General features: G+C 63.7%; 10 protein-coding genes. 6 read left to right on the top strand and 4 right to left on the bottom strand.

Features of this window, described 5'->3' with window-relative positions; all coding sequences use genetic code 11:
• The first annotated feature begins 18 nt into the window (after window positions 1-18).
• Window positions 19-438: a hypothetical protein gene (locus I2I01_RS13065; protein ID WP_196286925.1), complete on the top strand. Its 420-nt coding sequence runs from the start codon at window positions 19-21 to the stop codon at window positions 436-438.
• A gap of 81 nt (window positions 439-519) precedes the next feature.
• Here I2I01_RS13065 and I2I01_RS13060 read toward each other — a convergent pair whose 3' ends face one another.
• The 3 genes from I2I01_RS13060 to I2I01_RS13050 form a co-directional block, all read right to left on the bottom strand.
• Window positions 520-1,524, bottom strand: coding sequence for a fatty acid desaturase (locus I2I01_RS13060; protein ID WP_196286924.1), 1,005 nt, complete (start codon window positions 1,522-1,524; stop codon window positions 520-522).
• An 89-nt stretch (window positions 1,525-1,613) separates the two neighbouring features.
• The gene (locus tag I2I01_RS13055) at window positions 1,614-2,033 is read right to left on the bottom strand and encodes a hypothetical protein (RefSeq protein WP_196286923.1); all 420 of its coding nucleotides are present in this window, start codon (window positions 2,031-2,033) and stop codon (window positions 1,614-1,616) included.
• Window positions 2,034-2,066: 33 nt separating this feature from the next.
• Window positions 2,067-2,465 carry a hypothetical protein gene (locus tag I2I01_RS13050; RefSeq protein ID WP_196286922.1) on the bottom strand — a complete coding sequence of 133 codons (399 nt, stop codon included), beginning with the start codon at window positions 2,463-2,465 and terminating at the stop codon, window positions 2,067-2,069.
• A 360-nt stretch (window positions 2,466-2,825) separates the two neighbouring features.
• Between I2I01_RS13050 and msrA the strand changes: the two genes are divergently transcribed.
• The 5 genes from msrA (at window position 2,826) to I2I01_RS13025 (ending at window position 11,259) form a co-directional block, all read left to right on the top strand.
• Complete coding sequence (gene msrA / locus I2I01_RS13045; protein ID WP_196286921.1) at window positions 2,826-3,500, top strand: peptide-methionine (S)-S-oxide reductase MsrA; 675 nt, start codon at window positions 2,826-2,828, stop codon at window positions 3,498-3,500.
• Window positions 3,501-3,651: 151 nt separating this feature from the next.
• The gene (locus tag I2I01_RS13040; protein ID WP_196286920.1) at window positions 3,652-7,890 is read left to right on the top strand and encodes a PAS domain-containing sensor histidine kinase; all 4,239 of its coding nucleotides are present in this window, start codon (window positions 3,652-3,654) and stop codon (window positions 7,888-7,890) included.
• Between the two features lie 113 nt (window positions 7,891-8,003).
• Window positions 8,004-9,182 carry a methionine aminotransferase gene (locus tag I2I01_RS13035; RefSeq protein ID WP_196286919.1) on the top strand — a complete coding sequence of 393 codons (1,179 nt, stop codon included), beginning with the start codon at window positions 8,004-8,006 and terminating at the stop codon, window positions 9,180-9,182.
• Window positions 9,183-9,349: 167 nt separating this feature from the next.
• On the top strand, window positions 9,350-10,429 hold the full coding sequence (locus I2I01_RS13030; RefSeq protein WP_196286918.1) for a tetratricopeptide repeat protein: 1,080 nt from the start codon (window positions 9,350-9,352) through the stop codon (window positions 10,427-10,429).
• Between the two features lie 47 nt (window positions 10,430-10,476).
• Complete coding sequence (locus I2I01_RS13025) at window positions 10,477-11,259, top strand: amidohydrolase (protein WP_196286917.1); 783 nt, start codon at window positions 10,477-10,479, stop codon at window positions 11,257-11,259.
• A 214-nt stretch (window positions 11,260-11,473) separates the two neighbouring features.
• Here the strand turns inward: I2I01_RS13025 and I2I01_RS13020 are convergent, their stop codons facing one another.
• Complete coding sequence (locus I2I01_RS13020) at window positions 11,474-13,798, bottom strand: T9SS type A sorting domain-containing protein (protein WP_196286916.1); 2,325 nt, start codon at window positions 13,796-13,798, stop codon at window positions 11,474-11,476.
• Window positions 13,799-13,845: the final 47 nt, after the last annotated feature.

The raw sequence follows: 13,845 nt of genomic DNA, 5'->3' as shown, positions 1-13,845 counted from the left end.
ACTATACGCTTTTTTGCCATGTTGACCCAACGCTTTTTTTTTGCTCTCGCGCTGGCAAGCGCCGGCCTTGCCAGCTGCCAAAATGCCGATAAAAACGATGTGCCACCCACGCCCACGTGTATTTCGGGGGTGGTGCTGGGCGACCGGTGCTGGGACGGCGTCCTGATTCAGGTCGACAGCCAGTTTCCCATTGGCAAGTCCATTCAGCCGTTCACCGCTCCAGATAGCCTGGGCAATACCAACGTCGTGGCCGCGGCCAACTTCGCCGATTTGGGTACCCTCAACAAGCGGGGCCAGCGCGTGTATTTCACCTACGACCCCAAGGCCGGCGAACAACCCGTGCAGCGCTTCTGTCCCGCCAACGGTGCCCCCTTTCCCGTTCCACACCTGCGGCTGACCAGCGTGTACGGCGTGCACTGTGATATTCCCAATCGCTAAGCGGGCGCGTGTGAGCGGCAGGCACCACAACGAAAAAGGCGACCCAACGGGTCGCCTTTTTTCATTAAGAAAGGGTAGGGGCTAGGCCGAAAGCAATTCCTTATCCGGCACGCTCTGGTCTTTGAGCGTGGCCGTGCCGCGCTCCTTGCGCGTGATGCGCGAGTAGAGGCTAATTTCCTGGTCGAAGAGGAAGCGGAAGAAAAGCTTGGTGTAGCTGGTGTGGGCCAGCAGCGGCTCGTAGAACTCGGGCGCCACGGATTTGAGCTTGGGCAGGTTGTTCCACGGAATGCTGGGCATGTCGTGGTGCTCGTTGTGGTAGCCCACGTTCATGTTGATGCCGTTCAGGCGGCCGTAGTAGGAGTAAGTTTCCTGCTCGGGGCTGAGGGTGAGGTAGTGCTCCTGAATCCAGCGGGCGCCCAGCGGGTGCAGGCCCACCGAAAACCAGAAGCTCAAAAACAAATACAGCAGGGCCGTCCAGCCGAAGAAATAGACGATGGCGGCATCAAAGGCTACCTGGGCCACAATGTTGGCCGCCACATACTTATCGATGGTAGCTACCTCGCGGCAGCGCGCCGTGCGAATGACCTGGAACACCGGGAAGAAAAACAGCCAAATGGCCTTGCCGATGCTGTAGTTGCGAATCAGCTTGGCCTCGTACCAGTCGGGCAGGTCGGCATCCAGCTCATGCACGCCCTGGAACACGTGGTGCTTGATGTGGAAATTTTTGAAGCTGATGGCCGTGGGAAACACCGACGGAAAATTGGCCAGAATGCCGGTAGCCACGTTCTTCCACAGCCCGCGAAACACCAGGTTGTGGGCCGCCTCGTGAATGACCACAAACAGCGTGTGCGAGAAAAATGCCCCTACCAGGTAAGCTACCGGGATGGTCCAGTACCAGGCTTGGTTGCGCAGGAAGTAGGCCAGGCCCACCTGCGCCAGCACGCAGCCCAAGCCGATGAGAAAGGTGGCGGGGTTGCGCGTCATCAACTGCTTCACCTCTGGGTGGGCCTTGATGATTTGGCGGGTGCGCACGCGGTGCGGCTCGGTGGCCGTTACGAGGGTAAAAGCGGTGGGAGCGGAAGCCATAGAAGAGCAAGCCGGCGCGGCGGAGTGAAACCGCGCTTCGGGCTATCGACAAAAATACGGCAAATAGGTTCCGCTCCGTGCGCGCCGCCCTACGGCAGGCTGCGCAGCCAGGCTTCGGCGTCTTCGAGCCGGTCGAACATCTTGATTTCGAACTGGTCGCTGATGCGCTGGTGCAGGTCCTGCATCGAGAGCTGGCCGAAGATGCCCGGCGCCAGCACCTGCGCAAAATAGCGCAGCCCCGCCTGCATAATGCGCGGCGTCCAAACCTCAGCAATCCACTCGTTGGCCCCCACGAAGCGGCCCACCAGCTCGCGGTGGTCGTTCAGCAGCTTGGGGCAGGGCTCGGCGGCCAGCATGTCGAGGTAGGCCAGGCCGCCGGTCTGGATGGTTTCCAGCGTTTGCACACCGCTCCACTGGGCATGAATCCAGCCGTTGGCCCGGTCGCGGGTGGCGGTGAGAAATACGTGGCCATCGGGCCGGCGAAAAATACGGGTATCGGCGGGGTTCACGAGCAGAAAGGCGGGGCGGAAAGGATGGCCAAGTTACAACCCCCGCAGCCAGGCCTTGGCGGTTTCGAGGTCGTCGAAGGTCGACACCACCGGGTCGGTGCCGGTGAACTGCAGCGTGAGGTCGGTGGAGAGGCGGCTGTAAACGTTGGGCGAGTACACCCAGGCGAAGTATTGCAGGCCGGCGGCCGTCATGGCCGGAAACCACACCTGGCCGCCCCACTCGGCAGCCTCGCTCCACATACTGGTCACGCGGGTGTTGTCGTTCAGTACTTTGTGGCTGCGTTGCTGGCCCATCAGGCGCAGCATTTCGAGGGCGCCGTGCTGCACCGAGGCCAGGTTTTGGTCGCCGTGCCAGTCGGCCAGTAGCCACTGGTCGGAGTGGTCGTAACTAATGGTGATATGAGGGGCTTCGAGTAAAGTCTGTAAGGACATAGCGGGCGTTGAGAGGGCAATCGACCTACTACGGCAAATACGTAGCGAAGGATGTGGCGTCTGCTTAAAATAGGCCGCATAGCTCCGCTGTAGTCGTGCCAAGCAAACATTTCGCTTGCCTTTTGATAAACCTGAATAAATACGTAGGTGGCCATTGGGTGCACATTTCAACAGCCTGAAATGCGCTCTGTTCCAGCCCGCCTTTCGGCTACCGGATTAGCTTGCTGCCCCAGGGGGGCGCAAGCCGCGAAGGGTTCTGTTTCGTATAGACTTGCGCTACGCGCTTGTAAGGGCGGCGGCACTGACGCGTCTACCCGCCCGAAACCCACCGCTTGGGCCATCCCGACTTCTCTCATTCTTATGAACAACCGACTGAAATCCTTCGCCAGCGTCAGCCTGCTGGCTTTTGCCGTGGCCTGTGGCTCGCCGCAACCGGCCGATGCGCAGAACCCGCCGCGCTCCACGGCCGGTTTCGCGCCCACCAACCTCACGGGCCTGGCCGTGGCCACGTTTGCCGGCGGCTGCTTCTGGGCTCAGGAAGAGGCTTTTGAAGAAATCAAGGGGGTGAAGCAGGTGGTGAGCGGCTACGCCGGCGGCACCAAGGCCAACCCCACCTACGAGGAAGTGGCCGACAAAACCACCGGCCACACCGAAACGGTGCAGATTTACTACGACCCCAAAGTGGTGAGCTACCAGAAGTTGGCCGACATCTTCTTCACCGCCTCGCACGACCCCACCCAGCTCAACCGCCAGGGCAACGACGTGGGCCCCGAGTACCGCTCGGCCGCTTTCTACCGCACGCCCGAGGAAAAGAAAATCCTGGAAACCACCATTGCGCGCGTCAACGCCTCGAAGGAGTACCCCGGTAAAATCGTGACCGAAGTAGTGCCGTTCCAGAAGTTCTGGCCCGCTGAGGACTACCATCAGGGCTACTACCGCCTGCACCCCGAAAACCCCTACATCACCCACGTCTCGGCCGTCAAGGTGGAGCACGTGCAGCGGGCCTTCCGCAAGGATTTGAAGAATCCATTGTAGCGGCTGGTATCGTTGGTTCTGGCTTTAGCCCACAAGCCCCGGCCGTTTTGGTTGGGGCTTTTTTGGGCGTGTCGGTTTGGCACAGCCAGGGCCTTATCTTTGATAACGGAAGCGGCATATACCGGCTTCGTGTTGCCGAGTTCTGCCTGCTATGCCTCCCCCCGCCGTTCTGCCCGCTCTGGATTTTGAGCTGCTGTTTGCCGCGCTGCCTGCCCCGCACGCGGTGCTGGCCTCCGATGGCACCGTGGTGGTTTTGAACACGGCCCTGGCCCGTCTTCTTCCGGCCGAAGCCGCAGCCACGCTGCCCGGCCAGCCCCTGGCCTTCTTGCACACAGCCATTGAAAGCGCCGGTATGGTGCTCGCGGCTCCCGTGGCCTGGGAAGCTGGCCTGACCGCTGCGCTGAACGGTACTCCCCAGACGCTGACTCCCATCTGGCTGGCCACTACGCCCCAGCCCGCTCCGGGTGGGTATTGGGAAGCTTCCTTGCAGGCGGTCCCAGCCACCGGCGCGGCCCGCTACGTGCTGCTGCGGTTGCTTGAAGTAACGGAGCAGATGCGCAGCCGGCAGGCTGCCGAGCTGGAACACGAACAATTCCGGTTTCTGGCCGAAAACCTGCCCCAGCTGGTGTGGATTACCGCCGGCAACGGGGAGGTGGAGTACACCAACCAGCAATTTATCAACTACACGGGCCAGGATGTGGTGCAGTTGGACGAAGCGGGGCGCACGGCTTTGTGGGACGAAATCATTCATCCCGACGACCTGCCGAACATGTACGCGCGCTGGGGCGAGGCCCTGGCTTCGGGCGAGCCGTTCGACATTGAATTTCGGCTGCGCGGGACCGACGGGGCCTACCGCTGGTTTTTGTCGCACGTGATAGCGCAGTTTGGGGCCCACGGGCAGGTGCGGCGCTGGTTTGGGGCCTGCACCGACGTAGACGCCCAGCACCGCGCCCAGCTGCAGCTGGAGCAGCAGCAGGGCCACATGCAGCGCATTCTGGACCAACTGCCGCTTACCATCAGCACCATGACGGGGCCGGACCTGACCTTTAGCTTTTTGTCGGCCAAAGCCAAAGAAGCCATGGGGGCGCGGGCCGAAGTAGGCCGCAGCGTGGCCGACAGCCTGCCCGAAGTGGCCGCCCAGGGCTACGTGCAGCTGCTGAACCGGGTGCGGGAAAGTGGCGAGCCGCACTTTGGCACCGAAGAGCCCACCGAGCTGATTGACCCCGCCACCGGCGAGCTACATACGAGCTACAACGACTACGGCTACGTGCCCCTGCGCGACGCGGATGGTACCAGCGTGCTGGCCTATGGCATGGATGTGACCGCGCAGGTGCTGGCCCGCCAGCGTAACGAGGCCCTGCAGGCCGACGCCCGAGCCGCCGACCAACGCCTGCGCCGCGTGACCGAAAGCCTGCCTTCCATCACTTTCATCAGCGACCAGGAAGGGCAAGTGCTCTACCTGAGCCCGCAATGGTATGCCTACACCGGCACCACCCCCGATGACGACCTGAACCAGACCTGGCAAGCTTGCGTGCATCCGGCCGACCATGTTCGGGTGGCAACGGAGTACGCGGCTGCCTTGGAGGCCGGTACCCCCTGGCGCTACGAGCTGCGCCTGCGCCGGCACGACGGCCAGTTTCGCTGGTTTGTGAGTCAGGGCGTGCCCGAACCCTTGGAAGAAGCCCAGGCCGCCGGCCGCCTGCGGCAGTGGTTCGGCTCCGACCTCGACATTCACGAGCTGCACGAAACCCAGGAGCGGCTACAGGCCAAAGACCAGCAGCTCAGCCAGATTCTGGAACAGCTGCCGGCCTTTGTGGCCACGCTGGCCGGGCCCGAGCACCGCTATTCCTTCTTCAACCCCGCCTATGCCCGGCTGGTGGGCCACCGTGCCCGCCTGGGCGAGCCCGTGGCCGAACTGCTGCCCGACCTGGCCGAGCAAGGCATGGCCAAGCTCCTGGACCACGTATACAACACCGGCGAAACGCAGGTGCGCCAGGAGCTGGCCTTGCGCTTGCGCAACCCCGGCCAGCCCGAAAGCCTCACCTACCTGGACCTGACGTACCTGGCCCTGCGCAACGAGCGCGGCGAGGTGGAGAGCGTGCTGAGCTTTTCGAAGGACGTGACGGTGCGCGTGCAAGCGCGTCAGCAAGCCGAGCAGCTGGCTACCGAAATGCGCCGGCGCGACGAGCAGGTGCGCGCCCTCACGTCCTCGGTGCCGGTATTCATCTTCAACTTCGACCCGCAGGGCGACATCACCTACACCAACCCGTACTTCTACGAGTACACCGGACTGTCCTCCGACGGCCCGTCCAACGACGCGTGGGAAGTGCTGCCCGCCCCCGACCGGCACCGGGTGGGGGCGCTGGCCCAGGCCGCCATGGCGCAAGGGCAGGGCTGGCAGGCCACGTTTCAGGTGCGGCGGCGCGACGGCGAGCTGCGCTGGTTCACCACCAAAGCCCAGCCTTACACCGATGCCGCCGGGCAGCTGGCCGGCTTCAGCGCGGCCACGGTGGAGGTGCATGAACTGCAGGAGCGCACCGAGCAGCTCACCCGCAGCCGCGCCGACTTCGCCACCCTGGCCGACAACATGGCCCAGCTGGCTTGGATGGCCGACGCCACGGGCTACATCTTCTGGTATAACCAGCAGTGGTACGACTACACCGGCTCCGACTTTGAGGCTATGCAGGGCTGGGGCTGGCAGCGGGTGCACGACCCCGCCCTGGTGGAGGGCATCAAGGCGCGCTACGAGGCGGCCATTGCATCGGGCGAGCCCTGGGAAGATACTTTCCCGCTGCGACGGCACGACGGCGAGATGCGCTGGTTCCTGAGCCGGGCGCGGCCCATTCGGGACGCGGCCACCGGCGCTGTGCTGCGTTGGTTTGGCACCAATACCGACGTGACCGAGCTGCGCGAGCTACAAAACCGCCTCGGCGAAAGCGAGGAAGAGCTGCGCATTCAGGCCGAGAGCATTCCGCAGCAGGTGTGGACGGCCCGGCCCGACGGCACGGTGGATTTCTACAACCACCGCACGGCCGCCTACGTGGGCCAGGCCATGGAAAAAGACGGGGCTGCCCACTGGCTGGAATTTGTGCACCCCGACGACCGCGCCCCGATGCAAAAGCGCTGGGAGCAGGCCATTGCCACGCAGCGCTACTACGAGGCCGAGTTCCGCCTGCGCCGCTACGACGGTGAGTACCGCTGGTTTCTGGGCCAGGCGCAGGCCCGCCGCGCGCCCGGCGGCCAGGTGATGAAGTGGTACGGCACCAACACCGACGTGCACCAGCAGCGCCTGCTGCAGGAGCAGGTGCTGGCCAGCCAAACGCGCTTCCAGCAGCTGCTCGAAACCCTGCCCCAGATGGCCTGGACCTCGCGCCCCGACGGCGCGGTGAGCTACTACAACCAGCGCTGGTACGACTTCACGGGCGGCACCTTCGAGGAGCTGCAGGACTGGGGCTGGGAGCGGTTTATTCACCCCGACGACCTGCCCGGCACCCTGCGCCGCTGGGAGCACAGCCTGGCCACCGGCGAGGCCTTCGAGGCCGAACACCGTTGGCGCGACCTGCAGGGCCAGTACCGCTGGTTTCTGGCCCGGGCCGAGGCCATTCGGGACAAGGAGGGCGCCATTGCCGTGTGGGTGGGGGCCAACACCGACGTGCACGAGTTCAAGCAGGTGCAGCAGCAGCTGGAGGAGCAGAACGCCCGCCTGCTGCGCACCAACGAGGACCTCGACAACTTCGTGTACACGGCCTCGCACGACCTCAAGCAACCCATCAACAACATGGCCGGCATCTTTGAGGAGCTGACGCGCACGGCCTACTTCCGCGACCCCGACGCCATCAAGCTCATCAGCTACTTTGAGCGGGCGCTGGGCCAGATTTTTGGCACCATCGACGACCTGACGGCCATTGTGCGCGGGCAGCGCCAGCAGCAGGAAGTGCCCGCCGAAGCCGTGGCCCTGGCCCCGCTGGCGGCCGAAATCATCAACAGCCTGCAAGACCAGGTGACGCAGCTCGGCGCCACTTTCGAGCTCGATTTTGACACCTGCCCCACCATCACGTTTGTGCGGCCCAACCTGCAAAGCCTGCTCTACAACCTCCTCAGCAACTCACTCAAGTACGCCGACCCCAAGCGCGCGCCCGTCGTCCGCCTCAGCTGCACGCCCGATGCAGTGAGCGGCCGCCCCATCCTCACCGTGCAGGACAACGGCCTGGGCATTGACATGGAACGCTATGGCAACCAGCTGTTTCAGCTCTTCCGCCGCTTCCACACCCACGTGGAGGGCACCGGCATGGGCCTGTACCTGGTGAACCGCATCGTGCAAATCCACGGCGGCCGGCTGGAAGTTAGCAGCGCCGTGGGCGAGGGCACCACGTTCCGCATTCATTTGTAGGTGGCTGCGGGCTCATGATTGCAGGCTGAAACAATGCGCCCGCTGGCGCATCTGGCTGGCGAGCCCCGACCGTGCGTGCTTTATTTGCGAACCCCGTCCTTGTTTCTTTGCCTATGAACGCACCATCCCTACCCGCCGTGGCGCTGCAATCCAAACTCCCCGATGTCGGCGTCAGCATCTTCTCCCAGATGACGGCGCTGGCCCAGGAAACCGGCGCCATCAACCTGGCCCAGGGCTTCCCCGACTACGACCCGCCGCAGGCGCTGCTGGAGTCGCTGGCCCGCCACGCCCGCACGCCGGGCCACCACCAGTACGCGCCCATGCCCGGCCTGCCGCGCCTGCGCGAAGCCATTGCCGCCCAGGTGGCCCGCCTGCAGCCAGAGGCGCCCGCGCCCGACCCGGCCACCGAAATCACCGTTACGGCTGGCGCCACCGAGGCGCTCTATGCGGTGCTGGCCGCCGTGGTGCGCCCCGGCGACGAGGTACTGGTGTTTGAGCCGGCCTACGATTTGTACGGCCCGGCCATCCGGCTGCAGGGCGGGGTGCCGCGCTACGTGCGCCTGCCGGCTCCGCATTTCCGGCCCGATTGGGACGCCGTGCGCCGGGTGGTGTCGGCTCGCACCCGGCTGGTGATGGTGAACACGCCCCACAACCCCAGCGGCGCCGTGTTCACGGCCGAGGACTGGGACGCCCTGGCCAAACTGCTGGACGGTACCAACGCTCTGGTGCTGAGCGATGAAGTTTACGAGCACCTGGTGTTCGACGGCGCCCCGCGCCTGAGCGCCCGCCAGCACCCGGCGTTGCGGGAGCGCAGCTTCGTGCTTTCGTCCTTCGGCAAAACCTACCACGCCACGGGCTGGAAAGTGGGCTACTGCATCGCCCCGCCGGCGCTTACCACTGAGGTGCGCCGGGTGCACCAGTTTCTCACCTTTTCGGTGAGCACACCCACCCAGCACGCCCTGGCCGACGCCCTCGAAGCCGACCCCACCGACGCTCACGCCCGCGGCCTGTCGGGCTTCTACCAGGAAAAGCGCGACTTGTTCCGCCACTTGCTGCTCGACGGCGGCTGGGACCTTCTGCCCGTGCCCGGCGGCTACTTCCAACTGGCCCGCTACGATGCCTTCTCGCCCGCCAGTGACCTGGCCTTTGCCCAGTTTCTGGCCCGTGAGAAGGGCGTGGCCGTGGTCCCGGTATCGGCCTTCTACCACGACGGTTATGACGAGGGACTAATTCGGTTTTGCTTCGCGAAGGAAACCGCCACGCTGGAAGCAGCAGCGCAGCGGCTGCGGTAAAGAAGAAATGTTAAGGTGTGATGTGGCCACACTGCGCAATAAAGCAGTGACGAAGCACCTTATTGCGCAGCGTGTTCTGCCGTTGGCGTGTTTCAGAACGGCTTCACCGGAAAGGGGTTGCCCGAAGGCCGCTGCGCTGTACTTTGGCGCACTCATTCCCCTTCCTTATGTCGAAACACTTACGCTTAGCCAGCCTTGCGCTGGCCCTCGGTACCAGTCTGGCCGCCTTTGCCCAAACTCCTAAGCAGGATGCCGAAGCCAAAGGCCTGAATGCCATTCGACTCATGGACGAGGGCAAGCTTGATGAAGCCATTGGCCTGTTGCAGGAAGCGCAAAAGCTCGACCCCGCCCGCTCGGACTATGCGTACGAGCTGGGCTACGCCTACTACCAGCAAAAAAAGTATCCGCAGGCGCTGCAAATGCTGGAGCCACTGATAAAGCTGCCTAATGCCAGCGACCGCACGTTTGAGCTGCTCGGCAATGCTTACGACGATAATGGCAATCCTAAAAAAGCCATTGAAGCCTACGAAGCCGGGATGCGCAAATTTCCGGCTTCGGGGCGGTTGCCCTTGGAGCTGGGCATTGTGTACATGGGGCAAAAAGACTACGACAAAGCCATCGGCTACTTCGAAAACGGCATCCGGGTGGCGCCGGAATTTTCTTCAAACTATTACTGGGCTTCCAAACTCTTCTGCAACTCGTCGGAGGCGGTGTGGGGAATGATTTACGGCGAGCTGTTCATCAACCTGGAACCCAACAGCAAACGCACCTTTGAAATCAGCCAGCTGCTGTACGACACTTACAAAAGCCAGATTACATTCGCCGGGGCCGACACGGTGAAAGTGAGTTTCAGCAAGAACAGTATCATTGTGCCGGCGAAAGGAAAAAAGCTGAAGCTGCCGTACGGAAGCATGGTGTATGAGCCGGTGATGCTGATGTCCACTATTGGAGAAAAAGGCGTGAACCTGGACGCGCTGGACCGCATTCGGACCAATTTTGTAGTGAATTACTACCGCTTGCCAGCGAGCAAAGACATCCCCAACGTGTTATTTGACTACCAGCGCCAAATCAAACAAGCCGGGCACTTCGAAGCCTATAACCACTGGCTGCTGCTGGCCGGCGATGAAACGGGATTTACTCAGTGGGAAAAAGCCAACTCAGAGAAATGGAACGGCTTTCTCAGTTGGTACAAGGCTAACCCATTGCAGGTCAACAGCAAGCATTTGTTCTATCGGGCGCAGTACTAATGATGCGTTGTTCATAGTTCCCGCGGTTAAGCTCATCATTTCTATCCATGTCCGACCTCACCGTCTCCTTCCTCCAAACCGAGTTGCATTGGCATGATGCCGCAGCAAACCGGGCGGCCGTGGCCCGGCACCTGGCCGGCCTCACCCGGCCTACCGACCTGGTTGTGCTGCCCGAGATGTTCACCACCGGCTTCAGCATGGAAGCCCGCGCCCAAGCCGAAACAATGGCCGGCCCGACCGTGGCCTGGCTGCGCGAGCAAGCCGCTGCCCACAATGCCGTCATCACCGGCAGCGTCATCATCGAGGAAGACGGTGCTTACTACAACCGCCTGCTGTGGGTGCGGCCCGACGGCAGCCTGAGCCACTACAACAAGCGTCACCTCTTCACGCTGGCTGGCGAGCAGCACACCTACACGCCTGGCCAAACCCGGCTGGTAGAAGACTGGCGCGGCTGGCGCATCTGCCCGCTGGTGTGCTACGACCTGCGCTTCCCCGTGTGGAGCCGCAACCAGCCCGCCGCGCCCTACGACCTGCTGGTGTACGTAGCTAACTGGCCGTCCGTACGTCGCACCGCCTGGCGCACCCTGCTGCGCGCCCGCGCTATCGAGAACGTGGCCTGCGCCATTGGCGTGAACCGCACCGGCCACGACGGCCCTGGCCACGAATACAGCGGCGACTCGGCCATCATCGATGCCAAAGGCACTTACCTGGTGGAGGCCCACAGCCAGAACGGCCTGTTTACTCACACCCTCAGCCGGGCCGAGCTGGATGATTTTCGCAGCAAATTCACCGCCCTACAGGATGGCGACGCCTTTGAGCTGATAGGGTAGGGGCCAACTGTCATTGCGAGCGAAACGCAGTGAAGCGCGGCAATCCGTCCTGTCAATACCAGAAACCTAATAATGTGACTAAGCCATAATAAAAAGCCCCGATACCATTGCGGTACCGGGGCTTTCTGGTAAAAGGGCGTGTCTGGTGTTGGCCGGACGGATTGCTTCGCTGCGCTCGCAATGACAGCCATTTTTGCAACGACAGGCGATGCGTCTACTGCACCGCCAGGCGCTGCACGGCGGTGGCACCGTCGTTGCCTACGGCGCGCACCAGGTACACGCCGGGGGATAGCCCGCTCAGAGTCAGCGCGTGGCGGCGCTGGGCAGTACCAAGGGTTTGCACCACGCGGCCAGTGAGGTCGAGCACGGTGAGGCGGGTGGGCTGGGCGGTTTCGACGGTGGCCGTGGCGATGGCCGGGTTGGGGTAGATGCTCAGGGCCAGGGCTGCAGCGGCTTCGGCGCGGGTGGCTGTGGTGGTGCGGTTGATGGTGCCGAAGCTCAGCAGGCCACCGGCCTGCGTGCCCACCAACAGCTCGGGGGCGCCGTCGCCGTTCAGGTCGGCGGCGGTCAGGCCGTAGTGCGCGTACACGTCCAGCCCCAGCCGGGCGGGTTCGTAGCTGGCTTTCAGCGGATTGTAAATCAAGTCGGTACGCTCCGTGAAAAGGGCGGCACTCTGGGCCCGAAAGTTCGAGAACAGGCGCAGGTAGCCCGAGGCATCGGCCGTTACCAGGTCGGGCAGGCCGTCGCCATCAAAATCGGCCACGGCGGGGGCCAGGTTGAGGGGGCGGGCCCCATTGGCGTCCCGAATCCGTCCAAAGTCGTTGTTCACCAGTACAAAGGCGCTGTCCAGAGGGCCGCGGGCACGGTTGCGGAAGTAGCGCAGTGCCATACCGGGCTCGCGTATCTCATTGGTGCCGATGAGCAGGTCGACGTAGCCGTCGTTGTCCACGTCGGTGAAGAAAGGCATGTCGCCTTGGCGGTAGGGCAGGGTGCCGTCGGTGAGCGAGGGGTTGGTGGGCGGCGTGGTGGTGCCGGAGCCCTGGCCCTTGAAAGTCCGCACCGCTGCCGGGTCGAACGAGGCGGGCTGGCCGGCCCGGGCCGTGTTCAGAATGTAATAAATCTGGTTGGTGGCGAGGCCCCAGGCCGCATAGGCCAGGTCGAGGGCGCCGTCGCGGTTCAGGTCCACCAGCATGGGCTTGAGGCCTTGCAGGTTTTGGGCCGACAGGCCCAGGTAGTCGCGGCTCACAAGCTGAAACACCGGGCGGGCGCGGGTGCCCACGTTGCGGTAGTACGCCAGGGCGGCGCGGTACACGTTGTTCACGCGGTCGGCGTGGTTGCCGATGAGCAGGTCGGGCAGGCCGTCGCCGTCGATGTCGCCCAGGGTGGGGGCGGCGCCTTCGCTTACGTCAATCATCGTGTTTTGCAGGAAGCCCGCGGCCTGGTTGGTGTAGGCGGGCGCGCCAGTGGCGGCCGCGTTGGTGAACAGCTGCACGTTGTTGCGCATGCTCACCTGGTCTGCCTGGTTGGTCAGCATGTTGGGCGCCACCACCAGGTCTGGGGTACCGTCGAAATTGGCGTCGAGCAGGTAGCCGGCCGGAAACACCGGCACCCGCGCCGGCGTGGCCGCCGACGGGAAGCTGGCCGAAATGCCCGCCTGCGTGAGCAGCGGCGCCGCCGTGGTGCCTTGGTTGAGCAAGCGGGTCAGCTCGGGGCAGTTGTCGCGGCCGTCGAGCAGGTCCTGGTCGCCGTCGCCGTCCAGGTCTACCAGCAGCAGGTTGTGGCCGCCGGTGTGCGTGGTTTTGGCGGCCGTGAAGCAGGGGGCGGTGCCGATGCCAAACTCGGCGCAGGCGCCGCAGGCCCGCAAATCGCCCCACTGGGTGGCGGTGCGGGCGAAGGTGAGGGCGCTGCCGCAGGTGCCGGGGCTGGTGTTGATGTATTGCTCGATGACCACGGAAGCAACGAAGTCGTAGCTCATGATGTCGAGCTTGCCGTCGCCGTTCACGTCCTGAATGGCAGGTAGGTTGTAGGCCCCAATGTTGAGGTTGGCCGTGCCCGAAAAGTTGCCCGAAAAGCGCAGCTGGCTGAACGCCCGCTGGAAGCTGGGGCGGCCATTGGCCAGCACGTTGCGCAGCACGGCAATGTTGCCACCGCTGGTGTACGTGAAAATGTCGGGGCGGCCGTCGCAGTCGTAGTCGCGCAGCAGCACCCAGTTGCGCAGGCTGTCGGGGAAAATGGACTCGTATTGCGGGGCGTATTGCCAGCGGCGGCCGGCGGTAGTGCCCGGCGCGGCCACGTTCAGAAAGGTGTAAACGCGGCTGCTTTCGTGGTCGAAGGCAAACAGGTCGGCCCGCCCGTCGTTGTCCAGGTCGATGTGGCTGAACTGGGGCGTGTTCAGGCCGCCGGCCCAGGCATTGGATAGCGTGTCGGTGCCTTCCACCACCTTGGCCGCGGCCCGGTACTCAAAGCCGAAGCGCGACTGCGCCCGGGTGGCGAAAGAAAAGGCCAGCAGCGCCAGCAAAAACGCGTAAGAACGAAACATAAACAGCAGGTGAAATGGGTTGAAAAGCAGGACTGCCCCGCGCAGTA

Origin of the sequence: Hymenobacter properus (genome assembly GCF_015694735.1) — a bacterium.
Lineage (GTDB): Bacteria > Bacteroidota > Bacteroidia > Cytophagales > Hymenobacteraceae > Hymenobacter > Hymenobacter properus.
Note: the sequence above shows the minus strand (reverse complement) of the source record. Positions and strands in the feature narration are given on the sequence as shown.